We start from the raw sequence: 24,451 nt of genomic DNA, 5'->3' as shown, positions 1-24,451 counted from the left end.
TGACGGTAATGGATGAAAAATGGCCAAAAAAATTATGTGACAGTCTCCTGTATATGTGCAATGCTTGGTCGCACATCCAACTACCAATGGAGATAGACGTGACAGGACAGCCCAGCCGTTACCGGGTCGGCATCATCGGATGCGGGAACATCGCCTCCCGCTACTTGACCGGATTGGCGCGCTTCCAGGAGCTCGAGGTGGTGGCCTGCACCGACCTGCGCAGAGAACTCGCTGAATCGCTCGCCACGCAGTACGGGATAGCCGTGCACGAGTCGCCGGACTCAATGCTGGCCGACCCGGACATCGATCTGATCGTGAACATCACCCCGCCCAACGCCCACTTCGCCGTCAGCGCCGCCGCGATGCGAGCCAGGAAACACGTCTACGTGGAGAAGCCGATGGCCCCGGTCCTCGAGGATGCCCTTCGCCTCATCGAGATCGCCGAGGAGCAGAGCGTCATGCTCGGCTCAGCACCGGATACGTTCCTCGGAAGCGCCGGCCAGACGGCCCGGGCGGCCCTGGACTCCGGCCTGATCGGTGAACCCATCGGCGCGATCGCCGTGGTGCGGCACTCCAAGGCCGAGCTTTGGCACCCGGACCCGACTTTCCTGTTCCAGCCAGGCGGCGGCCCCGCACTTGACCTCGGGCCTTACTACATCGCATCCCTGGTGAACCTGCTGGGCCCGGTGGAGTCCGTGTCCGGGTTCACCCGGATCGGGGCATCCCCGAGGTCCGTGACGGCACCGGACCGTCGGGTCGAGAGCATCGATGTCACGACCCCGACACACATGAGCGGCTCACTGGAATTCCGCTCCGGAGCGATCGCCACACTGATGATGAGCTTCGACGTGTGGGAAACCGATTTGCCGCACATCGAGGTCTACGGGACGGAGGGAACACTCAGTGTGCCCAATCCCGACCTTCTCGACGGGGATGTGCGCTTCCGGCCCAACGGTCAGACGCAGTGGAGAACCCTTGATCCGGTGCTCCCACCCAGCGGGCCGATCGAGGACGGGTTCCTCCAGCGCCTTCGCGGGACAGGCGTTGCCGATCTCGTGGGCGCGATCGAGGGAGCTCCCCACCGGGCGAGCGACCGTCTGGCCGCGCACGTGCTGGAGGTACTCCAAGCCGTCCAGACCTCCTCCGACACGGCAACCGTCGTGCGGCTTTCCACAACCTGTGAGCGGCCCGCCGTAGGCCGCGAGATTTCCGAAAGGACCAAGGCATGACCACCACACCTGCACCGAAATTCGGCGTCGACCTCATCACCTTCTACGACCCGCGCTTCTGGGGCCTCTCGACCAACGAGGAGCTTCTCGAGCTTCGCCGTGTCGCCCCATTGGAGCTGTGGACAACCATCCTCGACACTCTCGGTGCCGCCGGATTCACCGCGATAGAACTCACCTTCCCGCCCGCGGACCCCACTTCCGCCATCGACGCCTTCGGTTCCGTGGAGGCATTCAAAGCCGAACTCGATAAGCGCGGCATGGAAGTCACAAGCGCCTTCTGGGCGGGCTCGGACCATGACTGGCGGTTTGCTCAGGACATTGATGCAATCGTCGCCGAGGCCGAAGAACGGGCCGACTTCATCGCCCGCGCCGGCGGAAGCGTCCTCGTCGCCGGCCTACCCATGCGAAAAACCCTGGGCGAGCGACCGGCGTTCTTCGTTGATGCGCCTTACATGCAGCGCATGGCCGACATCGCCCACCGCGTGGGCGAGGCGACCCTCCGCCACGGCATCCGTACCGCTTTCCACACCGAGTCCAACTCGACGCTCTGGTACGAGCGGGACATCGATCTCTTCCTCGGGCTTACAGACCCGAGATACGTGTACTTCTGCCCCGACTCATGCCACATCACCCTCGGGGGCGGCGACCCCGTCCAGGTTGCCGAGCGGCACGCAAGCCGCATCGTCCTGGCTCACTGGAAGGACGCCGTCGGACCGATGGAGGCAGAACTTGTCATCGACGAGACAGTGTACGAACGGCAGCAGCCGTTCATGTGCGCGCTTGGCGACGGCGTGGTCGACTGGAAGGGCTGGGGAGCTGCAATGGCCCGCACCCCTGGCTCGGATACGATTCTGATTGAACTGGACGCCGCAGCCAATCCGCTCGCAGCCATGCGGGCAGGCAAGGCAGTAGTCGAAGGCCTGAGCTAGAAAAGAGAAGACGACATGGATGAGCCGGCCGCGAACGGCATAGATCTCGAGGGCATGCGCCGCCACAATACTGCGGCCACGCTCCGAGCCCTTCACCAGGGCAGGGACCTGACTCTCGGCCAGCTCACCCATGCCACCGGCCTGTCCCGGCGCACCGTAGAGAAGATCATCGCTTCGTTCGTAGACCTTCAGTGGGCGGTGGAGCGCCGCCCGTCAGGCACAGCCAGTGCCGGACGTCCGGCACGAAGCTTCGCCTTCGTCGCGAGTGCGAAAGTCGCCCTCTCCATTTACTTTGCCCGGGACCAGGTCGAACTCTCCGTGTGCGACCTGTACGGGACCAGCCTTGGCCGCTGGTCTGAAATCGTCTCCGCGAAGGCAGGGCTTGAGACCCGCATGAGCGCAGCGCGTGGGCTCGCACGGCAAGCCTTCGCGAACATCGGCATCGGCCGTGAACGTGTCGGCGCCGTCGTCATCGCAGCCTCCGGCGTGGTCCATGACAACGGATCAGTCGATATCGGGCCATTGCTCGGACACAGTCTCTCCACAGGCCTGGACATCGGCCTTTACGACCTGGCGGGCAAGCTTCGCTCGGAGTTCCCCTGCCCGATATTCATCGAGAACGACGCAAAGCTCGCCGCGATCGGTGAGGCCTGGCGCGGGGCTGCAGCAGGCTGCCAGAACTTCGCGTGCTACTACACGTACGGTCCATGGGTGGGCGTCGGCATCGTCATCGACGGGACGATCCACCGCGGCGTCGACGGGCGAGCAGGGGAAGTACTCTGGGCAGACGCGTTCGAGCGGCAAGCCATAGCCGAGAATCCAATCTCCCACCTCGGCAGCCCCGACCTGGTCCGCGCTGCCAAAGCAGCGTCAATCGTCGAATCAGCCCGCAACAACGACCCCGACGCCCTCGATCAGATCCGGAACTACGCCCGCCTCATGGCGCCCGGAATCGGCGCCATGGTGTGGCTCCTTGCCCCCGAAGCCATCGTCATCGGAGGAACCCTCGCCAACGCCGGGGACCTGCTGCTGCCGATGCTCTCCGAATTCGTCACCCTCAGGGTTCCCCCGAAAACCCGGCTTCTGGCTTCTGATCTCGGGACATCTGCAGTAAGCCTCGGTGCACTCCGAACAGCCCTCGATCGGATCGAGGAGTCATTTGCCGACCTGGTAGTCGCCTCCTAAAAACGGCACCTGTGAGCGCCAGCATCGGGTGCGCTCTTTTAGCGCGGGTGCGGCGTCGGATTGACAGCCCCTTGGCTCCCAGTCCTTGGTCATGGTTCTTGGGCAAACGATGCCTACAGATCGTTGGCCATACGGCATGCCACCGTGGACAACGAGATGCAGATCATCGACAGAAAAGGTCCGGCGCCACTGGGTCCCGGGCGAGCCGCTCGGAACCGACTTATTGGGGCAGGTGGTCCGGAAACAGAACAGCTGCCGGATGCAACTCGGGTCGGACCCGCAGGAGGCGCACCGGATGGCGGAACGAGCCGCCCGACCACGCCACGTCTGCCGAGACTTCCACGACGAGAGGCTCCACCAGCGTCAGAAGCACCGTGCCCCGTTCCCTGCTGAATCTGTCCAACATCATCTCAGTGATCTCTTCCGGCCACGGATGATCTCTGCGAGGCGCCCGCAAATGCATGGCAAGGGATCTGCCGGCATGCGCCGCCAGGGGAGTGGAGCGGCCGACAATCCGCAGCCGCCCACCAACCGGAAGACCGACTACCGCGGCGGTCGGTTGTGCGCGCGGGCCGATGACCGCCGCGCACACGACGTCCACGGACCGACGGCTCTTCACCTTAAGCCACTGCCTCTTGCCGCCCACGTACAGCTGGGAAGCGCCCTTGCAGACCAGGCCTTCAATGCCGCTAGACGTCATCTCCTCGAACCAGGACACGGCCACTTCCCGGTCCCCGGTCACCGGGGAGAGATTCAACGGAGCGACCCAGTCCCGCGCCAGCTCCTCGAGCAGCGCACGGCGCTCCGAAAACGGCGCCATCCGCGTGTCGTGCCCCGCAACGGCGAGCACATCGAACGCCACGAACGAGGCCGGGAGCTCCAGCACCAGTGAAGGCAGAGCCGCCTTGGACGTGACCATGCGCCGCTGCAGCGCATTGAAATCCAGCCGGCCCCCTGACCAGATGACCGCCTCACCATCGACAATACAACCCGGCGGGATCTGCTCCGCGGCCGCCGCCACGAGATCCGGGAAGTACCTGCTCAAGTCCTTGTTTTGCCGGGACATCAACGACACCTCGTCTGCACCGACCAAACAAACCGCGCGGAAGCCATCAAACTTCATCTCGTACACCGAGCCGCCCGGCAGCGCATCCGCGCGCGGAATCGACTCCACAGCCTTCGCCAGGGCGAGAGCCACGGGAGGACGCAACGCAGCCGGCACACCCTCAAACATCGTGGGCACAGAGTAGTCCCAACCCGGCACTGTCGGTAGCGGCGTCCCCCGCAGAAAAACATGGCCATGGACGACCGGGATCGGAGGACAACGGGGAACGGGGGCAGAACGTCACCGAAGACGCGGACCGGCATTTACCGAAGGCTCTATTCCGAGGACCAGCCATGTTGCTGCTATTCGCCGGAAGCTGTGTCATTGTCCGAAGCTAACTGCACAAACTGTCCCGTGATTTCGCGGGTTGTGCAGGTGAGTGCGGACAAGGAAGTGTCAGAAGTCCTCTGCGCAAACTACATTTCGGTTCGTTCTCCCCTCCGCAAACCCTCCCGCGATTTCGGGTTGTGCTGATGCCATGTGAACACTGGCTGAGCGGTACTTCTCTGCACTAAGGTCGCTTTTGTTCGGTACTCCTGTTCCCAAAGGAGGCAGGCATGGGCGCCGATTCGGTTCGCATTGTTGCAGGGGGACAGCTGACGACGTCCGATGCCGAATGGGAACAGACCCGAGGTCGGGCAGCAGTGATCGGACCATTGGCAGCGAGGACCGTGACAGGGATCGCGGCCGCTGACAGGGCCGCTGTGGAACTCGGTGTGTCCCGGCGTCAGATTTACGTGCTCGTGGGCAGGTACCGCAAAGGCTCTGGGCTTGTTACTGATCTAGCGGTCCACCATTCAACCGGCGGCAAGGGCGGGAACCGTCTGCCTGGGCCTGTCGATGAAATCATTCGAGACCTAATCCGCAGGCGGTTTCTGACACGTCAGAAGCGGAGCGTCGCGGTGCTCCACCGCGAGATCGCCCGAGCGTGTGTCACGCGCGGATTCAAAGTCCCGAGTAGGAACGCGGTGGTCCGGCGCATTTCGATGCTCAATCCCGTTGAGGTTGGCCGGCGCAGGCAGGGCGCGGACGCCGTGAGGCCGTTGCAGTCCGCTGGCGGTGATGTGCCAGTGATCAGTTCAATCCTGGAGCAGGTGCAGATCGACCACACGGTCATTGACGTGAACATCGTGGACGAGCGCGAACGTCGATCGATCGGCCGCCCGTATCTGACCGTAGCGATCGATGTGTACAGCCGTACGCTCGTCGGTATGGTCGTCACCTTGGAACCGCCGTCCTCGGTGTCCGTGGGGCTGTGCCTTGCCCACGCCGCCGCGGACAAACGACCATGGCTCGAAAGGCTTGGCGTCGAGGCAGAGTGGCCGATGAGCGGCATCCCGAAATCGTTGTTCCTCGATAACGCGGCAGAGTTCAAGAGTGAGGCCTTGCGCCGCGGATCTGAGCAGCACGGTATTCGGCTGGCGTACCGGCCGAAGGGACAACCACACTACGGTGGCATCGTTGAACGCGTGATCGGCACGATGATGAACCAGATCCATGAGCTTCCAGGAACAACTTTCTCCAACCCGGCAGGGCGTCGAACATATGACTCGGAAAAGATGGCCGCGCTGACGCTGCCTGAGCTGGAGAGATGGCTGGCACTTGCCGGCGCCTCCTACCATGGCACCATGCACAGCACCTTGGGCCAGACCCCGGCCGGGAAGTGGGCTGCCGGGGTCGGCGCCGCCGGCCAACCATCCCTCGCGACAAACCAGACGGCCTTTCTGGTGGACTTTCTCCCGGTCTTCCGCCGTACCCTGAGACGCACCGGCTTCGTCATCGATCATGTCCACTACTTCGCGAACGCCTTGAAGCCTTGGATCGCCCGGCGAGACAACATGGCCCAATTCATCATCCGACGGGATCCACGCGATATCAGCAGGGTGTGGGTCCTGGAACCCGAAGGCCACCACTACGCGGAAGTTCCGTACAAACTCGTTATCCAGATGCTCCAGTGACCTCCGCATTCTGGACTGAAGATCAAAAATGAACTTCGCCGGGTCCCTCGGTTTCCGCAAAGCCTCATAGTGGAGCTCACGGGAAGCATCGAAGTCCTGGGGAAGGTCCTCTTCCGGATCCCGCCACTTCCCGGCCCCGTCCACGAAAACCTCACGACGGCGCAACCCGTCCCGTAGGGACACGAGCAGGCAAAGCTCGTACGGGATCCGCTCAATCCTGCCCTTCTCGTCCCGGACAGCACCCTCCCAGGACCTAGGCACCACCCCCGCCACCGGGACCACCTCCCCGGGGGCGAACAACTGGCTCTTACTTCCAGCAACCGCGTACCGTTCCAGCAACGCGATGGCATCCATGATGGGACGGAACGCCGTGTTATGGCACCGGAACCGCAACACCGACAGCAGCGCCGGCAACATCCGCCGGTAATGATTCGAATACGACCCCCGCAACACAGTGCGGACCTTGCCCTGGAACACCGTCTCGTTGGCCTTTGCCTCCCGGACCAGTTCCCGCAGGGTCTTTTCACTCACCACCGGGAACACGGCCTCCCGGACCGTCTCATCAGGGCATGCAACCGCTGTCTCGGCGAGTTTGAACAGCAACGCCGTCTTCCCACGGACCCTTTGCAGATCCTCGGTCAGCTCCTTCTCGACCTTCCTCACCGCGCTGGTATTGATCTTCAACACCAGGACCAGCAACAGATCGACCAGGCTGTCAGCGATCTCCGCCGTACGTTGATGACACAACGCCGCCAAGAGCGTCAAGCGCACCGGCGCCGGCGCGTCATGGAAATCCGATGGATACATCCGCGCCGCCCTCGCCCGCCACGCACTCACGACCTTCTCCGACACCCCGGCGAACAAACCAGAAGGAAGAGCAAGACCCTGGGCTGCTGAAACCTTCTCCACCTCCGCCAGCAACGATTCCAAACCAGCCGGGCCCGGATCAGCCTTCAACACCGACAACAGAGAACCCGCTGTTCCATCAGCGACGAGAGCCTCCAGACCAGCCGCACCGTCCTGCCCCAAAACCTTGACAACATCAGCACACAGGCGCTTTTCAAACAACGCCCTGCCAGCACCAACAATCCTGCCCGCACGCCCCGGCGGCTCAATCCGCTCCTGACGGCACCGGGAGAGCAGAGCCTCCACAAGCGCAGACTCACGAACCTCCGACGGGCACACCCTCTCCGCCAACCACCCAGCCAGCCGGGCCTCATCAACGGAGGTGAACTCACGGAATCCAAAATGGGACCTGATCTCGGCCCGGTGGTACTTGATTGACCGACCACCCCAATAAGGACCCAGCGCATCGATAGGAACAGAAATCTGTGCCGCAACATAGTTCAAAGCTCCGAGTGGAAGATCAGAAGGCCCGACCGGAAACCTGGCATGTTGCTGGAAGAACTTCAGCAACACAGCAAACCCGGCCGAGTCGCTCCTGACTTCCGGGCCATCAATGCCACATCGTCATCAACCAGCGTCCACGAATCAAGCAGCTCACCCGTCAGCTCAAGGCCCATACCCAGAACCTAACCACACCTAGATTGCCCCTGAAGACACCTTCAGGAGTACCGGGCCATGATTGGAAGTCACCAGGCTCGACCCCGTCCGAGAATATGAGTCGGGGGCTGCAAGACAATGATCACGCCTACGCGACAACCCCAGCCGAGAGTCTGGATCTGGCATGCATTGCAGATCTCGGCACGTGGGCAAAAATGGCGGCATTCTTCCCGAACCCCAGGACTCTCGGTGAGAACGAGAAGATCCTGACCTCATAACTCACTGTTAGTAGGGTGTGAGGTGATACAAACCAGACATCGGGGGCGATGAGATACGGTTCCCCGGGCTAAGCCGCGGACATTAGTGCGTCATCACAGAGAAACTTCCTCGCTTCATTGGCGTCGCGCCATGGAATGGTAGTCGGACGGCCATGCAGTCTGCATGCCGTCCACTTGGCAGGACGTTACCCCAGCACCAGCAACAGCTGGAGCCAATTTTATTTATTGTCAGTATTGACAATAAATAAAATTGGCCATAGGGTTGCTCCAATGCGGTTGGCCGAAGATCGGGAGGACAGGGTGGCGACTTCTGAACCACGCGGCCAGGAAGACCTTCGTAGGACAGGCCCGCGCTGCCTGAGTAGCTCGACGCAGCTAGCGTGTTCCAGGTGGACCCATAGGGATCGGCAACCTATCCGGTTGCTTTCTACCATCAAACAACTGCGGGCGCTGGACTCGTCTCGATCCGCCGGTATGGAAGCGTTGGCATGTCAGGTTCGCGTTCATTTGGGCACGGAGCAGCGATGCGGCGACGGAAACTGCAACACATGTCGAAAGAAGGGAAGCATGGGGAGCTATCTGAAGCTTCTTCAGGAACCGGGGGTCCTGCGGATCACCAGTTCCCAGCTAACAGCTCGGTTGCCTTCTGGCATGCTGGCCCTTGCGATCGTGTTGCATGTTCACAATTTGACAGGATCCTATGCAGTTGCCGGCGCCGTCGTGTCGGCATTGAGCATCGGTGAGGCCATCTTCATTCCTTTGACGAGCAGGCTGTCCGGGCGTATCGGCATACGAAAAACGCTTATCACTGCAGCTGTGCTCAACGCAGCGGCCCTGGTTCTCCTAGCTCTGATGCCCGCAGAAGCCTGGTTGCTTGTTGCCCTGGGCTTCGCCACAGGAGCCACGGTCCCACCCTTGATGCCCGTCGTAAGGGCACTTTATCCCCGTCTCGTGAACCAGTCGTCGCTACCGGCCCTCTTTGCTCTCGATACCACCGCCCAAGAACTGATTTTTGCGTCGGGCCCCCTTATTGCGGCAGTGTTGGCGGCGGCGATAAGCCCCAGTACACCTCTTCTGGTTTCCGGTGCCGTGTCATTTCTCGGTACCCTCTGGTTCATTTCAAGTCCTAAGCTTGGCGCGGCAACCCTGCCCCGAAGCGCCGGACGTTTCGGTGGCGTTCTCACCAATGGGAACTTGCTTGTCTGCATGGCGTCCAGCAGCGCGCTAATGGCGTCGTTCATGTCCATGGAGTTGGGCATAGTGTCGGCATATGAGGGACACGGGGTCACTGCCGGTGTGGCGATCGCGATCTCATGCGTTGCTTCATTGGTAGGTGGGCTCGTTTTTGGCCAACGCCAGCTGGGAATCGTCGGACTAATTCTTGCTCTACTGGCGACTGCCATGGGCACGGCACTTGCAGGAATTTTCTCCTGGCTTCCGCTTGTGGCATTGGCGTTGTTCGTATCCGGGCTTGGATTTGCGCCGGCTCTGGCAACCCTATACCTGATGGTTTCCTTGAGCATCGACAGTCACAAGGCTGCAGAAGCCTTCGGCTGGGTCACCACCTCAAGCTTGGCCGGAGCCGCATTAGGAACCAGCCTTGCCGGAATAGCCAGTGAGTCAGAGGGAGCGCTTGGTTCGTACCTTCTGGGCTCGGCTTTTGCATTGGTTGCAGCAGCGTTTCCTGTCTGTGCCCGGCTCCGGGGACCTGTTGTTGGTCTGTCCCGAGGGTACTGAGACGATCTGCAGACTACATCGACCATGCGTGCACCGTCCAAATATACGTCGCTGGTGTCAGCTCAAACTCATTCCTGACAATTGAAATGGCAGAAAGGACCCAATCATATGACCAATCAATCCTCGCGAAGGACCGCGTTCATCGGAGGGAAAGTGTGGACAGCGGGCTACTCCGCTCCGCGTGCCCTAGACGTTTTGGTGGAGGGTGGGCGGATCGCTCGCGTTGCCCCAACTGGCCAACTCGAGCTCAATGACGCGGAGATTCATGACATCAGCGGCAAGTTGCTCATGCCGGGATTCCAGGATGCCCACATACACATGGGAGCCGGCGGCGACGATCTGCTTACCTGCAATCTTGCCGGTCTTAAAACCGCGGAGGAAGTGTACGCTGTGATCGCCGCATACAGCGATGAGAACCCGGATCTTCCGTGGGTTACCGGAGGAGGTTGGGACAGGAGAGTTTTCCCCTATCCCGAAGGGCCAAACCGCCGGAAGCTTGACGAACTTGTGGGGGGCCGACCGGCTTTCTTCAGTTCTTTCGATCGCCACGGTGCGTGGGTCAGCACTGCCGCGCTGAAGGCTTCGGCAGTGGACGAGGATACCGCAGACCCCGAACGTGGGTTCTTCCGGAGGGATAAAGACGGATTTCCCACGGGTATGGTCGAGGAAGAATCCATCACCGCCATTCGCGCTGGCATGCCGGAGCTCAGCACGCAGGACAGAATGGATGCGATTCTTCGCGCGCAGGACCACGTTATCCGGATGGGTATCACCTCGGTGCAGGATGCGCTGGTCGGCGACGGACTCGGCATGCCGGACCTCCATGAGGCCTACCGTGAGCTGCTCAAGAACGGTGGTCTCAAGCTGCGCCTGACAACGGCACTCTGGTGGGATCAGCGTCGAGGCGTGGAGCAAATACCCGAACTCCTGGAACGTCGCAAACAGTTGGAGAGCGTAGCTGGGCCTCACCGCATTATTGCTGACACCGTGAAGATGATGGTTGATGGGGCTGATCTGCTATTTATGGATTCAGCGGCAATTCAAGAGGCGACGGTTGCCCTCGACGCTGACGGTTTCAGCGTCCACTATCACTCCTACGGCGACGCGACTACCCACTGGATCCTAGACGCGGTGGAAGAAGCCATCAAGAAGAATGGAACCAAGCCCCGACACCATCACATCGCACACCTTTTTGTGGTCTCCGAGGCCGACTTTCGACGCTTTGCGCAGCTGGGAGTTACAGCAAACGTCCAAGGATTCTGGCTGGGGACCCCGGTTCTTCACGACCACCTCCATGAATCCACCAGTGTGGACCATCCTGAGGACCTTGAGTATCCTTTTGGCCGAATCCATGCAGCAGGCGGCAACCTGGCTGCGGGGAGTGACTGGCCGGTCACCACGCCGGATCCATTGGTGTGTATCCGTAACGCCAGCGGCTATTTCATCGATCCAGAAGGGCGCACAAAGCTGGCAGAGGATGACCGGTTGGATTCGATCACAATGATGACCGCATACACGACCGGATCTGCGTTCGTTAATGGACGGGCCGACAGCACTGGGCGTATCGCCGTCGGGTTCCTCGCCGACCTTGTAATTCTGGATGGTGGTGTCTTCGATAGCAACGATGCTTTGCGTGACAGTGTCGTCCAGGAAGTTTGGATCGGAGGGCAGCTGGAATATCGGTCGCACCGACCAGCCGACGAGGCGTCCGACCATGATGTTGATCGGGCAATGCGATCGGCAAGTAATCCGGCGGCCCAAGTTACAGGTCCCTAGCCGAGGGTGCCCGGCCACTCTGTTGCCTGGTCGGGCATCCTCAACTTTCTAGGGCGCGGCACGAAGCAGCCGGAGCGTGGCAAAGTCTCACTGGGCCTTCAGGGGACTTTCTCATTTGTTGCGAATGCCCCTGCCAGATGAGCTTCGGGTTTCGCCCGTTGGCACCTACCTCAATGCGGTGAATGGTTGGCAAGCGGATTACGTCCCTTGCCCGGGGGACCGGCGTATCCCTGGATTACGCTTAGCCAGACCTCGGCGATTGGCCCGACCGCACTGACCGAGACATCCTCAACGTGCCGCCGGCGTGTAGCCAGCAAGGCGAAGTCCAGAGCGGGTCCGCTGACCCGCTCCTTAGCCTCCTCTCCGCCCCAAGCCCACATCTCGTCCTGGTAGGAGAGTTCGACGCGGACGTCTTGGGTGGGAAGGCGAAGACCATTAATCTGGAAACTATACGAGCGGGCCGCAACTGCCAGATAGGCAACATGGCGTAGTCGCCGCGACGGGCAAGCTCCCACTCCAAGGGCGTCCCGAATGTCTTGGCCATGGGCAAAAGTCTCCATGATTCTGGCGCTCACGGCCGACGACAAACCCATTGCTGGCCCAAACCAAGGTACGCGCAATGAAGGGTCCGTGTCTCGCACAAGTGCCGTGGCGCGCTGCTGGTAATCGATCCAGCGGCGTTTAATCTGCGCGGGTGGGACGGCGGCGCCGGCACGTGCCGCCGCATCGACAGCTCCCTCCCCGTCAAGCAGAACCAGCCTGCGGAGGGCAGCGAACTTTTCCGGCGCGGAAAGAGCCAAGACGAGCATCTCGTCGGTCCACGCGAGATGGGCAATCTGGTGCCCTATACGCCAGCCGTGAGCAGGCGTCGCCATGTCCCAGTCTGATGGTTCCACAGAATTCAGCAATGATTCCAAGGTTGCCGTTTCATCGGCCCAGTCTTGCACGAGGTCGTCGAGCAAAGAGACCGCCATCAGCCTGAAACCTTGCGGCGCAATTCGTTCTTCATGATCTTTCCAGTCGCATTTCGCGGTAGATCATCAACGATGTCAACGAGAAACGGGATCTTGTACGGCGCCAACCTTTCCCGGCACCACGAGCGAAGGTCCTAAGGTGAGCAAGACGTTGTGTTCAGGACAACAAAAGCCCTTCCAACCTCTCCCCATTTAACGTCCGGCTGACCTACTACCGCTGCCAGAACCACGGCAGGATGCTGATACAGCACGTTCTCGACCTCTGCCGGGTAGACGTTTTCGCCTCCTGCGATATACATGTCCTTCCACCGGTCCACAATATGGAATATGCCATCGTCGTCGCGGCTGGCCGCATCACCCGTGCGCAGCCATCCATCAGGGCCGATAGCAGCGAGCGACTCCGCTTTCTTGTTCCAGTAGCCCTGCATGACCATAGGCCCGCGAATCCAGAGCTCGCCCACGGAGCCCGCGGCCAGAGGGACGCCGTCGGCGTCCCGGATGCTGGCTTCGGCATGCATGACCGGGACGCCAACCGCGGACGGACCGTCGCGTCCGCGTGGCGGCATCGCCAGCAACGAGGATCCGGCTTCTGTAGCACCATAGATTGGCATGACATTGACACCGCGTTCTCGCCACTGTTCAATCATCGCCGGGGGAACAGGGGACCCTCCTACTGTAGCGTTGATGGGCAGCAGCTTCGCGTCCTCAAAACGCTCGGAGGAGGCCATGAATTGGAAGTTGGCGGGGACTCCGCAAAAATGAGTGACGCCCATGTCCTGATCTTGAAAAAGCTCCAATGTCCGCCGGACATCAAACGTCTGCATGATCAAAGTTGTGCCGCCGTGCATGAGGGCTGCATTCGCGTAAATATGCAGTCCTGCTACGTGGAATGTTGGCAGCACCGTCAGCGCCACTGTCTGGCTGTTGACCGCACCGGCGAATGCTGAGTTTTCGATGTTGGCCCGAACGCTTCGGAAAGTATGGACGGCGCCCTTGGGTACTCCGGTTGTACCGGAGGTGTATATGATCACCCACGGGTCATCGTCAATGAGGTCCTCGCGGCGTGATGAGGGAGCAGAAGTGGCCACTATCTCGTCGTAGTGGTCATCCTGGCCAGAGCCCCAACTCAAGCGGTCCACGGTGTGGTCGGTTTCGAGCAGATCAGATATAAGGCCGCCATTTGCTTCATCGTGGATGAAGAGTACTGGTTGGAAGTCATCCAGAATTACTCGTAGCTCATGGGGCGAAAGTCGCCAGTTCAATGGGACCATAATTGCGCCGATTCGGGCGCAGGCGTAGAGCGCTTCAAATACCCGTGAGTTGTTTTGCGCCAAAACGGCTACACGGTCGCCCTTACTGACTCCATTCCTTGACAGATATCCTGCCAAGCGGCTTGTGTGGTCCAATAATGCGGCATATGTGGTGGACCGTCCCACCCTCAGGTCGCACAAGGCAGTCTTGTGTGGTACGCGGGCGGCTTGATAATCAACCCAGGGTACAGGATTGCCCATTAATTCCTCCTCAGAAATGGGTTGGTGCGTATTGGATGGCTGCTCCCAGCAGCCACTCGAGCCATGGAAAGTACAAATCTTGCAGGGCTGAGTTGGCTGAAAGTAGTCGGAAACACACGCTATGGACTTTCGACTTACACCAAGGCAAGCGAGGCTTGGAAGCTTGGCCTCGCCACGTAACCTTCTGCCCACTCAAACAGTTCGCGAGGATGGTTGCCCTCCGCCGCCAGCCAAAGAATGCTTGAGTCCGGCATGGCATCATCAACGACTCCCACCCTGACCAGATGATCGTTTAGGTAGATCTCGATGCGCCTGCCAACAAGCAGGTTCCAGTCATCCAAGGGTTGACAATCAGTAAGAGTTCCCTTGCTCCTGGCGGGACCAGCCTCCGCTGAGGGGCCGACCCCCCGGTTCCGCCTTGGGACAAAGGAATCGCTGGCATTAATTTTGCTGCATTCGGTTGGCCCCGCCGTCATATTGCTGATCGTGCTGTGAATTGTGCTCATTTAGATCCTTGATGAAGGGGGAGTGGGCTAGCATCTGCGAAGGAGCCGATAGCTCGGCCACCAACCAGGTCGCCTGATTTCGGCTGGGCCCAGCAAATGGATTCGAGCGGCCACGGCTAGGCCTGGCCGCCCCTTGGTTGAGACTGGTCCCTGCCCGGAAATCTGCAGTACAACTTGCGACGCCGGGCCGCGCGCCGGTGAGTGCTCAGTACTTCGCCGGCATTCATAGGGCTTAGTTTTTTCGCCGTGCGGACGTCCGCTGAGTTCCAGAAACACGCAGGCCATCTGTTTTCACGGTCTGCACTGGTTGGTCATCTGCGAGTTCCTACTGGCGTTCGCTGGGAGGCCTGTTTTCCTTGAAAACGGTGCCGTGCCAGGCTTTACTGGGACGTTTGTCGTGATTGATCATCACGTGCTTGACGCTGGTATATTCCTCCAACGCGTAGATACTCATGTCTTTGCCAAAGCCGGATGCCTTAACACCACCGTGTGGCATGTCGGAGACAAGCGGAATGTGATCATTGATCCACACGCACCCCGCCTCTATCTCATCCGAAGCTCGCATCGCTCTGTCAACGTCAGAAGTCCAGGCGGATGCTGCCAATCCATACTCGGTGTCGTTGGCCAACGAGATGGCTTCGGTGTCGTTCGAGAAGCGGAGTGCGGTCAGGACCGGCCCGAAGATTTCATCCTGCACCGCTTCGCTGTTCTGAGGTGCACCGACGATAAGCGTGGGACGGTAGAAGGCTCCCTCAAGTTCAGGTTTGTAGCCTCCGGATAGGACAGTAGCTCCGGTCTGGCGGGCCCGGTCGACGAAGCCAGCAACGCGGTCCCGGTGGTTTACAGATATTAGTGAACCCATGTCCGTAGAGGGATCGGTCGGGTCCCCAACGATCATGCGGTCCATTAGTTCTGCAACGCGACCAGTGAAGTGATCAAACACGGAATCGTGGACGTAGGCACGTGTGGCTGCAGTGCAGTCCTGGCCGCCGTTGATGGTCGACGCCGCGACGGCGCCGCGTGCAGCGGCTTCGATGTCCGCATCGTCGAAGACAACAAAGGGGGCCTTCCCCCCCAGCTCCAAGTGGACTCGCTTCGCCGACTGCGACGCCATGCCCATGATGTGGCGACCTACGGCAGTTGATCCGGTGAACGAGACCATCGCCACTGACTTGTGATTTACGATCGCTTCACCAGTCTCGCGGCCTGACCCTACTACGACATTGAGTACACCGTCGGGAAGTCCGGCCGCGGCTGCGCAGTCTGCCAAGAGCCATGCGGTGCCTGGGGTGAGTTCGCTGGGTTTAAGCACGATGGTATTTCCGGCGGCAATGGCGGGCAGGATCTTCCAAACCGCCATTTGCAGTGGATAGTTCCACGGGGCTATGGATCCTATGACGCCCAACGCCTCGCGGCGGGTCATGGATGTAGTTCCGTCCATGTACTGGCCCGCAGCGAGACCCTGACGATTCCGCGCGGCACCGGCAAAGAAACGGATATTATCCAAGCTTCCGGGGACATCAAATTCCGTCGACATCCGGATTGTCTTGCCCGTCTGCTTAGTCTCCAAAGCCGCGAATACGGGAACCTTCAGTGACATCTGATTCGCCAACGCGTGGAGGTGTTCGGAGCGCGTAGCGGGAGTAAGACGTGACCATGAAAGAAAGGCCTTGCCCGCTGCCTGAACGGCAGCATCCACGTCATCGGCGGTCGCATAGGCGATCTCTTCGATGGGCAGGCCGGTGGCGGGGTTGACCAAAGTGTGAACTTTTCCCCCGCCCCTTTTGGGCTGCCCGTTCACATACTGGTGCTCGAGGTTGGTCATGCTCTTTATTCCGTCCTGCCTTGCGGCATGAGGTAAATTTTCCGCAATGATGTGTGCGCGATCCAGGTGGTGCGCATCCCCTTGAACAGGCGGGCGACCGTCCCGGGGCCAAGCTCAATTTCTGTGGCCGGGAAACCGTTGTCCTCATGGACATGGACGGTCGCCCTGCCGGATAGGACAATGAAACTTTCGTCCACTTCACAGTCGTCCATGCTTCCGGCTGTCATTTCCCAGACACCCAAGTCGAGGCCGAAGGACTCGCCGATCGGGGCCGTCGCTGTGGCAGCGGCCAACGGAGCAACGGAGTGCTCGTCGGGATTCAGCAGTAGTTGAAGGGCATCCACTTGGCGAAGGGCAGGTTCATTTCCGATGCTCATGAGTCGAAGCCCATGCCGATGGCATCCATAATCCGTAGGAGTGGTCCACGGCGACCTTTGCGTCTGTCGGCTCGGAATAGTGCAGCGGACATAGCCTTTACTCCCAGCCAAGCAACCGGTTCCGGCGGGAAGGGCAGGGGTTTGCGGCGTACCATCTCTAACATAGTTATCTGTGTCTCTTGCCCGGAGAGCAGGTCCAGCATAGCGCGGGCTCCGAAGCGCGTTGCCGCAACACCGAGGCCCGTGAAACCCGCGCAGTATGCGACTTTTCCGCGCATGGATATGTCGAAGAAGGCGAAAAAGCGGCTGCAGGTGTCGATGACACCGCCCCACGCATGCGAAAATTTCAGATCGGATAGTTCGGGAAAGGTTGCGATGAAGTGGGCAACCAGTTTCCGATACGTGGCCTCACTGTCGTAATGCGCGGCATCAATTTTTCCGCCGAACCGATAGAGGGCGTCGTATCCTCCGTAGAGGATCCGCCATTGCCCATCGTCGTCGATGATTGGCCGAGCGTAGTGGAACCTGTTGTTCAAATCTGACAGGCCATGAGGGACTGTCCAGCCGATGGCCTGTCGCTGCTGTTCGGTCAAAGGCTCCGTTACGAGCGCGTAGTCGTAGACCGGAACCGTGTAAAAGCGGTGGCGTTTTAGTAGTGACGGGAAGGCGTTCGTTGCCAACGCCACCTTGTTGGCCGTCACCGCCCCGGAGTGAGTGATGATTTCGACAGTGATGCCACGGTCCTTTAGCTTGAGCGCCGGTGTTGATTCGTAGATCCGGACACCCAGCTGCAGGCAAACCCGGCGCAGGCCCCAGGCCAGTTTGGCTGGGTTGACAAGAACTGTGTCGCCTTTTGTCCAGAGCCCCGCCAAGAAGGCATCGGACTTTATCAGTTCGCCCAGTTCAGACTTGCTGTAGAACCGGTGCTGCGGGCCGTTGGCTTCATCGCGCAGCCACTGAACTTGGTGCTCTTCGGTGGCAACCTGCAACCTCCCACTGGACTGAAGGTCGCAATCTATGCCGTACTTCTCAAGAGTGCTGAGGATACCTTGCAGGTTCTCGAGGCCGAGTTGAGTGAGTTTTTCGTTTTCGGCGGGAAGATGGAGCTCTCCATTGGATTCCCCGTGCACTAGGCTCGCTTCGCAGAAGCCTCCGTTGCGCCCTGACGCTTCTCCACCCACCCTGGATGCTTCGAGCAGGACCACAGTCCGCTCGGGATGCTGTTCCTTGGCGATCAGCGCGGTCCAGAGACCGGTGTACCCGCCACCGATGACTGCCAGATCGCAGAGATCATGTCCGTCCAAGGGCGGGAGGGGTTCGGGGGCTTCGCTGCTGTCAAGCCAGAACGGGTACCTTACCGTGCTGCTTAGCGACTTCTCAACAATACGGGAATCAACCAGGCGCTCGGCTTCTTCGAAAAACGTGGGTTTGGCGGGGCTCACAAGTTCTTTCCTTCACTAATTGGGGGGAATGGTCTCCTGCTTTGCTGAGGGGGTAAACCTCGAACGAGGAGCCAGCATGATGTATGCCATTTACATGGCCGATGCACTGGCGGAGGTACGGACCGGCGGAATTACTGGCCGAGGACGGGGATGTTGCCCGAGGCTCATGGTTCTGCCCGCGATTCAAGTCGATGCCGATCCGTCATCTTTGAGGTGAAGAGAGGGGACACCCAGCCGCCATAGGCGGGCCACGCGGCGACTTGTTCTCCTCCGGGGCCTCGTCGGGAGAAGGATGCTATACGGCAAGCGGGTCGCTGGGCGCCAGCGCGGCCAGCTGATCAAATGCCAGCACGATACGGAGGAGCCTCGTGTCCGATCCAGCAGCGGTCAACAAACATTTGTTTTCCCAATCACGATGGCCCCGGCATTCCTAATCCGTTCGACGTGCAGGGAGTCTTTGGCGGAATATTGTTTGCAATACTCGGGTGTCCATACGTGGTGCGCATGTTCGCGGTGTCGGCGGCCTTGATGGCGATGGGCAAGCCGTGGAGAGCTCCGCGCTGCTCAGCGGGCACCCGGTCTGCTTCCACCGCGGCCCGCAGGGCAGAGTCGGCATCGAGCGTGACGATGGCATTGACCCGCGGATCGTATCGTTCAATACGGTCCAGGTGAGCGCAGACAAGTTCGACAACCGACACGTCACCCGCCCGAACGAGGGCTGCCTGCTCAATCGCCGAAAGTTGTTCCAGCCCAGTCGTTGTCTTCATTGAATGAGATCCTTCTCTTGATGATTCTCCGATTCGGCCACCGCTTCCTTGCGGCCCCGCCCTTGGAACTGCTCGAAACTTTGGCGGCCTCCAAGTTGATTGTCTATAGTGACAATAAACAGGCTAGCACTGTGACGTCTTCTCGGATAGAGCCATTATGAGCGCCCGGACACAAAGTTGGCAGCGCGGGCAATGATTGGCGTGGTTTTTCGATTGGAGGTTGCTTCCAGTCGGTCCGCTGCGTTGTAGGCTCCGTAGAGGCCCCTCACGGCCAACCAGCGAACGGGCTCTATCTCCCACTTGTGTACCCGGTGACCCACCCATGGCAAATTGGTCAATTCAGTGGACCTGCCAGTTACGAGGTCCGCAAGCGTTCGACCTGCAACATTCGTGGTTGCCACGCCCGTACCCACATACCCGCCAGCCCAGCCCAAGCCCGACGAGGACTCGAAGCCGATGGTCGCCGACCAATCACGGGGGACGCCCAGGACCCCTGCCCAAGCGTGCTCGACGTGCGTCGAAGCCGCGGCAGGAAACAGGCGGGTCAGTATCTGCTTTAGACGATAAATGCTTTGCTGCTGGGTTGCGCCATCCATGTCTGTCTTGGATCAGAAGCGATAAGGTAGGCCGCGGCCGCCCAGGGCTATGCGATCATCTGCAGTCCGTTGCGCATACATATATACATGTGCGAAGTCCCCAAGAGCGTCCCCCTCCTGCCAGCCAACGCTGTCCCAGAACTGGGAGGCCAAAGGCTCCGTGACAATCAGCGAAGAGTTCATGGGCAGCCAAGTGCGGTGCTCTTTTTTGATGTTCGATGTAAATCCTTCGGTGGCCCGAATAATGACAGGGGCCCGTACAGTTCCGAGGTTTGAAACAGCCTCTTGGGGCCGTATCTCTGATACCAGCGTACGTTCATAGATTTTCACGCCGAGTTTTTCCACGGATTCCGCCAGGCCACGCACCAATTTGACGGGATTAATACGTGCGCAGTGTGGATGCCAAAGCCCTCCGAGAGCACCGGCAACCCCGACTCGGTCAATGGTCTCCGCAGCGGTTAGGCGCTGGGCGCCGGATGAAATCCATCGCGATTCTGACTCAGCGGCATTGCGGAGTCTACTGAGCTGAGCCTGGTTGTATGCAACGTTCAGTTCTCCACCCTTCTGGAAGTCAATGTCGAAGTTCTCCCGTGCGGCAACACGGGCAACCTCGTCTACGGCATCATTCATGATTTTCTGCATTGACTCGACGGCGGCCCGGGATCTAGCGGAGAGGTATTGCGACCGTCCGCCGGTGATGGAGTTCGTAAGCCAGCCTCCGTTGCGCCCGGAAGCGCCGAAGCCCGCAAATCGGGATTCCTGAATGACGACATCCAGCGACGGCATCGAGCGGTTCAGATAGTACGCAGTCCAGAGACCTGTGTAACCAGCGCCCACGATGCACACGTCGGCCTCCAGAGACCCGGGGAGTGCCTCCCGCTCAGGCGGGAAGCCTTGTTGTGTCCACCAGAACGAGACGTTTCCATTAGCAGTGGTGCCGCTAGAAGACACAACGGACCTTTCGCGTTGGTTTGGTTTGTGTGGATTTAGTTCTCGTGCACGATTCGGCCGCCGAGAACGGTTGAAGTGACGGCCAGTTCGAACAGGCGATGGCCTGCCAATCCACAATCTCGGTGGCCCCGGCCACCATGGTAAGGATTTCCTCGCTGTCTCCAACGGCGGATATTCGACCGTTCTGGATCAGGGTAGCCTCGGCCTCCGGGCGGGATCGGTCCATCGTGATGACTCGCGCATTGGCGATTGCCAGATCGCCGGCCCAGAGCTTCGGGTCAAATGATGAATCGGTAGACCGAGACATGGAACTCCTCAATGCTTAGCGACAGGATCAGTTGAGAGACAGCCCTATTCGAGTACGTGGAACTCCAGATGTGCCGGAGCCGTGGAGCCAGTGGTCAGCTCCTGGACGCTACTGCGTCGTTCCTGTGCTGTCCACCTGTCCTCGCTGCTGCCCGAGTTCGGCGGATATTCCGGATAATCGCTGTTGGTCAATCGCAACCGAAGACGGTGTCCACGCTGTAGCCGATAGCCCACATGTCCTAGCTCGATCATCACTAATTCGTCTGCGTTGGGCTGATGCAGCACTGCTTCGCCACGAACGATCATCCGCGTTCCTCCGCCGGGTGAGACGTCCAGGAGTCTGGCGTAGACATCCGTTGTGGGCGCCGAGGAGACGACACTAAGCCAAAGATTCACGGGACCAGCGAAGTCGATATCTCCATCGGTTGCTTCACTATCGAAATGAATCACGCCGGCGAGCTCGTCGATATGGCTTTCGTCTGGATAGTCGAAGAGGAACGCAAAGGAATTGTCAACGGCCGACGGAATGAGTGACGATGGATCGTACTTCCACGGCGCGTGTTGCCGGACTACTGGGGGACTGCTGCTGAGAACCCCGCCCGTGGTGCTGCCAGCTGATTCCAAGTCTCCGATGTAGAGGCGTTTCGTCTGCGCCTCTGGAGGAGGCCAAATCTCGGAAGTCCGGTACGTGTCGTGCCCCAAGTGCCACTGCACCCGAGGCAGACTTTCCACAGGTTCAGACCGTTTCAAAAAAACATCAAAGAACTTCAACGCCGGTTCGATATAAAGGTCAAGCATGCGCTGCAATGCGGCAGCATCCACATTGTGGTCATCTTCAGGGGCGATTGGAGCCAAGGAGAGATGATAGTTCTCATGATCCACGGAGTCGGCCCACAGGTATTGCAGGGGGGCCCAGTCCGGTCGGCTGCTGAGTTCCATGTAATCGCGGAATGACCATTTGGCCACATTGTCGTACCAACCAACAGTGTGCATGACGGGAATAGGTTTCTGGTCGAAGGGGTGACCATTGGAAAATACCGGAACAGGCTGGACCCTCGGCACCATGAGGTCGTACCACGGCGCCCGCAGCCCTGTCCTCTCGAACATGTCCTCGAACACCGCCGTCAACGGGGTCAACTCCCAGTTGAACTGCACTTCGGGAAGATACCGCCCTGACCAACACTCTGCGATGTACTTAATGAAATTAAGCCATTCAACCTCACCAACCACACCGCTTCTCGACGATTCAAACAAAGGCAACCTGGCACTAGTGACGCGCGGAACGATTGCCCTGAGTGCCGGATGCGCTGAACTCACTGCCGCCCATTGAGTGAAGCCGTAGTACGAGTCACCGAACATTCCCACGGCTCCGTCGGACCAGGACTGTCGGACAATCCATTCGAGGGTGTCAAACCCATCATTCGCTTCGCTTAGTGGGCCGATGGCGACCCCTTGGGAGCGGAACTTCCCGCGCACATCCTGCACAACGAGGACGTAACCATCCGCAGTAACTCGTTCGGCTACCTCCTTCATGAACACATACCGACTGTTCTTGTCGTACGGCAGTCGAACGAGAATTGCAGGCACGGCACCGCCGCAGTCGGCAGGCAGGTACACATCCGTGGCGAGTAGGACACGGTCCCGCATTGGGACTTGGTATTGCGTTGCACTCTCCGGAACTTCGCCGGGGAGTGTGTCAGTATTTCCTGGCATGTATCTTCCTTCGACGGCCGAGCCCGCTCAACCCTGTTGAAATGTTTATTGTCCAGTATGACAATAAATACAAAGATGGCAAGAGGTGCGGGCATAGACTAAAACTCACGGAGTATGAAGGAGTAGATGATGGGCCGACCAAGTATCGCAGCGGAGCGCCGCCTCCAAATCATTCGCGCCGCGTCGGCGAGCATTGCCGAAGTAGGGCTGCCGTCCACAACGCTCGAACGCATTGCTGCTGCGTCAGGCCTCAGCCGTTCACATATTCGTCACTTCCTGGGAAATCGCGATGACATCATCGAGGCTGTTTGGGCAGCGACCATTACCCCGTATCTAGAGGACACGGCGGCGGCGATCCAGAACAGCGACTCCGATAGGGCACTGCATTCGCTCGTGGAGTACCTTTTTGGACCGCGTCTGGAAGCTAACGCGGACGATCCCGTCATCGAGGCAATCCTGAACGGCGCCGCGCAGGATGCCCAACTACAGGGGAAGGTCTACGAAGCGTACGGTCGCCTCGAAGGCCTCCTGGTCCAGGCCATCGAGGCGACGGCGCCCGGCGTTGCAGAGGATGTCGCTGAGAGATACGCCTACAGCCTACTGTGCATGGTCATGGGCGGGAGCTCCCTTAGTCGACTGCCGTTCCCCGCCAGTCGGCGCGAGGGCGCTCGGCGAGTTGCATTCGACATGATTGATGCCCTCAGGCAAAAGTCGGACCTGGCCGCTCCCAGGAATGGCTGACCGCCACTGCTCCGAGTTGCACCCTCGCTGACAGTTCAGCGCTAGTCGGCGGGGCGGGCAAGCCCCTCGTCGAGCCAAACCCTCGACGCTTTACGTTCTTGTCAATGTTGACAAACAAAAACTGTGGCCTGCATCATGGTGCAACAGCGGGGCGCGCCCTGAACTTGCTTTCCCCGTCCATGAAGGGTGATGCCGATGTCTACAGCTTCCATTCGGAACGTACTGTCGAGAAGTACGATCCAAGCCCGTGCCTCCGACTCGCAAGCCCGGGCACCAGAAGAGGCTATGGATGGAAGGGCTGCTTAGACGAGACCATCTTGGTCGCGGACGGCGTAGCTCCATTTTCAGAAAGCTCTGCCAGGGAGGATGGCCGCCCGCAACCCACGGGGTTGCTCACAAGTCAACCCCTGCCACGCGCTGCACGCGTATCGTCGCGACGCAGACAACGTTTGCCGGCAGGCATCAAAACGGATGTTCTTCCACGCCGGCGCCGCCAATAGTTTTTCAACTTCCTGTATTCGGTACACAAGCTTTCGAGATAGATCATGAACAAAAAGCTACTCGGCGCGCTGGTGCTTCTAGTAGGACCAGTAAGACGAAGAGTCCTACAATAGGCGAACCTACGGAGGCAATATGGACTCATGTTAGAGCCGTAAAGAGTAACCCTGCGTCATGCGGGCGCTGCGGGTAAGCGATTAAGGTGGGATGGATTCGAAAGGGCAGAACGAACCGGCGAGGGTTCGGCGCGGAATCTTCGCCTACGCTCCTCTGGCTCTGCACATGCAAGACATTGCATGATCCCTTAACCCTTCATGCCAGGGCGCCGAACCAAAGGTTCATCCGACCCGCCACTACTCTCAGCGAAAGCTTATGGGCAGACGATTTTACTCGTCGTCATAGGTATTGGCGACGTATACGTCACAAGATGAACCGTCCCGGGAATCATGCCGCCTGTTTGTTGGCGGCGTCGTCGGGTAACGAGCCGATTTCTCGAGCATAGTATGCCTGCTCGAATTCCTCGGGTGTTTGGTGCCCGAGGGAG

16 protein-coding genes and 3 pseudogenes are annotated in these 24,451 nt (G+C 59.8%); 7 read left to right on the top strand and 12 right to left on the bottom strand.

Annotated features, from left to right (window positions below):
- The first annotated feature begins 98 nt into the window (after positions 1-98).
- The 3 genes from VLA65_RS16840 to VLA65_RS16830 are packed head-to-tail and all read left to right on the top strand — an operon-like array spanning position 99 to position 3,343.
- Positions 99-1,229, top strand: coding sequence for a Gfo/Idh/MocA family protein (locus VLA65_RS16840; protein WP_332603148.1), 1,131 nt, complete (start codon positions 99-101; stop codon positions 1,227-1,229).
- The gene (locus tag VLA65_RS16835; protein ID WP_332603147.1) at positions 1,226-2,158 is read left to right on the top strand and encodes a sugar phosphate isomerase/epimerase family protein; all 933 of its coding nucleotides are present in this window, start codon (positions 1,226-1,228) and stop codon (positions 2,156-2,158) included. The genes VLA65_RS16840 and VLA65_RS16835 overlap by 4 nt, the downstream gene beginning before the upstream one ends.
- Before the next feature lie 15 nt (positions 2,159-2,173).
- The gene (locus VLA65_RS16830; RefSeq protein WP_332603146.1) at positions 2,174-3,343 is read left to right on the top strand and encodes an ROK family protein; all 1,170 of its coding nucleotides are present in this window, start codon (positions 2,174-2,176) and stop codon (positions 3,341-3,343) included.
- A gap of 220 nt (positions 3,344-3,563) precedes the next feature.
- On the opposite strand, the gene VLA65_RS16825 is transcribed toward VLA65_RS16830, so the two are convergent.
- Complete coding sequence (locus VLA65_RS16825) at positions 3,564-4,541, bottom strand: ATP-dependent DNA ligase (protein WP_332603145.1); 978 nt, start codon at positions 4,539-4,541, stop codon at positions 3,564-3,566.
- Positions 4,542-5,005: 464 nt separating this feature from the next.
- Between VLA65_RS16825 and VLA65_RS16820 the strand changes: the two genes are divergently transcribed.
- Entirely contained in the window at positions 5,006-6,406 is a 1,401-nt protein-coding gene (locus tag VLA65_RS16820) for a Mu transposase C-terminal domain-containing protein (RefSeq protein WP_442880322.1), read from the top strand.
- A 1,161-nt stretch (positions 6,407-7,567) separates the two neighbouring features.
- On the opposite strand, the pseudogene VLA65_RS16815 reads toward VLA65_RS16820, so the two are convergent.
- A pseudogene (locus tag VLA65_RS16815) lies at positions 7,568-7,825 on the bottom strand (DUF4158 domain-containing protein); the annotation flags it as partial.
- 929 nt (positions 7,826-8,754) lie between these two features.
- Here VLA65_RS16815 and VLA65_RS16810 point away from each other — a divergent pair.
- Complete coding sequence (locus VLA65_RS16810; RefSeq protein WP_332603144.1) at positions 8,755-9,924, top strand: MFS transporter; 1,170 nt, start codon at positions 8,755-8,757, stop codon at positions 9,922-9,924.
- A gap of 108 nt (positions 9,925-10,032) precedes the next feature.
- Positions 10,033-11,700, top strand: coding sequence for an amidohydrolase (locus VLA65_RS16805; protein WP_332603143.1), 1,668 nt, complete (start codon positions 10,033-10,035; stop codon positions 11,698-11,700).
- A 170-nt stretch (positions 11,701-11,870) separates the two neighbouring features.
- Here the strand turns inward: VLA65_RS16805 and VLA65_RS16800 are convergent, their stop codons facing one another.
- The 10 genes and pseudogenes from VLA65_RS16800 to VLA65_RS16755 all read right to left on the bottom strand — a co-directional run bounded on the left by VLA65_RS16800 (position 11,871) and on the right by VLA65_RS16755 (position 22,668).
- Positions 11,871-12,674, bottom strand: a complete 804-nt coding sequence (locus VLA65_RS16800) for a TIGR03084 family metal-binding protein (RefSeq protein ID WP_332603142.1) — start codon at positions 12,672-12,674, stop codon at positions 11,871-11,873.
- Positions 12,674-14,185: pseudogene (locus VLA65_RS16795) on the bottom strand (class I adenylate-forming enzyme family protein). The gene VLA65_RS16800 and the pseudogene VLA65_RS16795 overlap by 1 nt, the downstream one beginning before the upstream one ends.
- A 134-nt stretch (positions 14,186-14,319) precedes the next feature.
- Positions 14,320-14,691 (bottom strand): hypothetical protein, encoded by a 372-nt coding sequence (locus tag VLA65_RS16790; RefSeq protein WP_332603141.1) that lies wholly within the window; start codon positions 14,689-14,691, stop codon positions 14,320-14,322.
- Positions 14,692-15,016: 325 nt separating this feature from the next.
- A complete protein-coding gene (locus VLA65_RS16785; RefSeq protein ID WP_332603140.1) occupies positions 15,017-16,516 on the bottom strand; it encodes a gamma-aminobutyraldehyde dehydrogenase in 1,500 nt (499 codons plus the stop codon).
- A 5-nt stretch (positions 16,517-16,521) separates the two neighbouring features.
- Entirely contained in the window at positions 16,522-16,893 is a 372-nt protein-coding gene (locus VLA65_RS16780) for a cupin domain-containing protein (RefSeq protein ID WP_332603139.1), read from the bottom strand.
- Positions 16,890-18,335, bottom strand: coding sequence for an NAD(P)/FAD-dependent oxidoreductase (locus tag VLA65_RS16775; protein ID WP_332603138.1), 1,446 nt, complete (start codon positions 18,333-18,335; stop codon positions 16,890-16,892). The genes VLA65_RS16780 and VLA65_RS16775 overlap by 4 nt, the downstream gene beginning before the upstream one ends.
- A 410-nt stretch (positions 18,336-18,745) precedes the next feature.
- Entirely contained in the window at positions 18,746-19,102 is a 357-nt protein-coding gene (locus VLA65_RS16770) for an amidase family protein (RefSeq protein ID WP_332603137.1), read from the bottom strand.
- 155 nt (positions 19,103-19,257) lie between these two features.
- Positions 19,258-20,544: pseudogene (locus VLA65_RS16765) on the bottom strand (NAD(P)/FAD-dependent oxidoreductase).
- A 94-nt stretch (positions 20,545-20,638) separates the two neighbouring features.
- Positions 20,639-20,956: a hypothetical protein gene (locus tag VLA65_RS16760; RefSeq protein WP_332603136.1), complete on the bottom strand. Its 318-nt coding sequence runs from the start codon at positions 20,954-20,956 to the stop codon at positions 20,639-20,641.
- A gap of 44 nt (positions 20,957-21,000) precedes the next feature.
- The gene (locus VLA65_RS16755) at positions 21,001-22,668 is read right to left on the bottom strand and encodes a CocE/NonD family hydrolase (protein WP_332603135.1); all 1,668 of its coding nucleotides are present in this window, start codon (positions 22,666-22,668) and stop codon (positions 21,001-21,003) included.
- A gap of 129 nt (positions 22,669-22,797) precedes the next feature.
- Between VLA65_RS16755 and VLA65_RS16750 the strand changes: the two genes are divergently transcribed.
- Complete coding sequence (locus tag VLA65_RS16750; protein WP_332603134.1) at positions 22,798-23,409, top strand: TetR/AcrR family transcriptional regulator; 612 nt, start codon at positions 22,798-22,800, stop codon at positions 23,407-23,409.
- Positions 23,410-24,451 lie beyond the last annotated feature (1,042 nt).

Origin of the sequence: Arthrobacter sp. S2(2024), assembly GCF_036662515.1 — a bacterium.
In the GTDB taxonomy this organism is placed as follows: Bacteria; Actinomycetota; Actinomycetes; order Actinomycetales; family Micrococcaceae; genus Arthrobacter.
The sequence above is the reverse complement of the archived record's forward strand: the minus strand, read 5'-3'. Positions and strand labels throughout refer to the sequence as shown.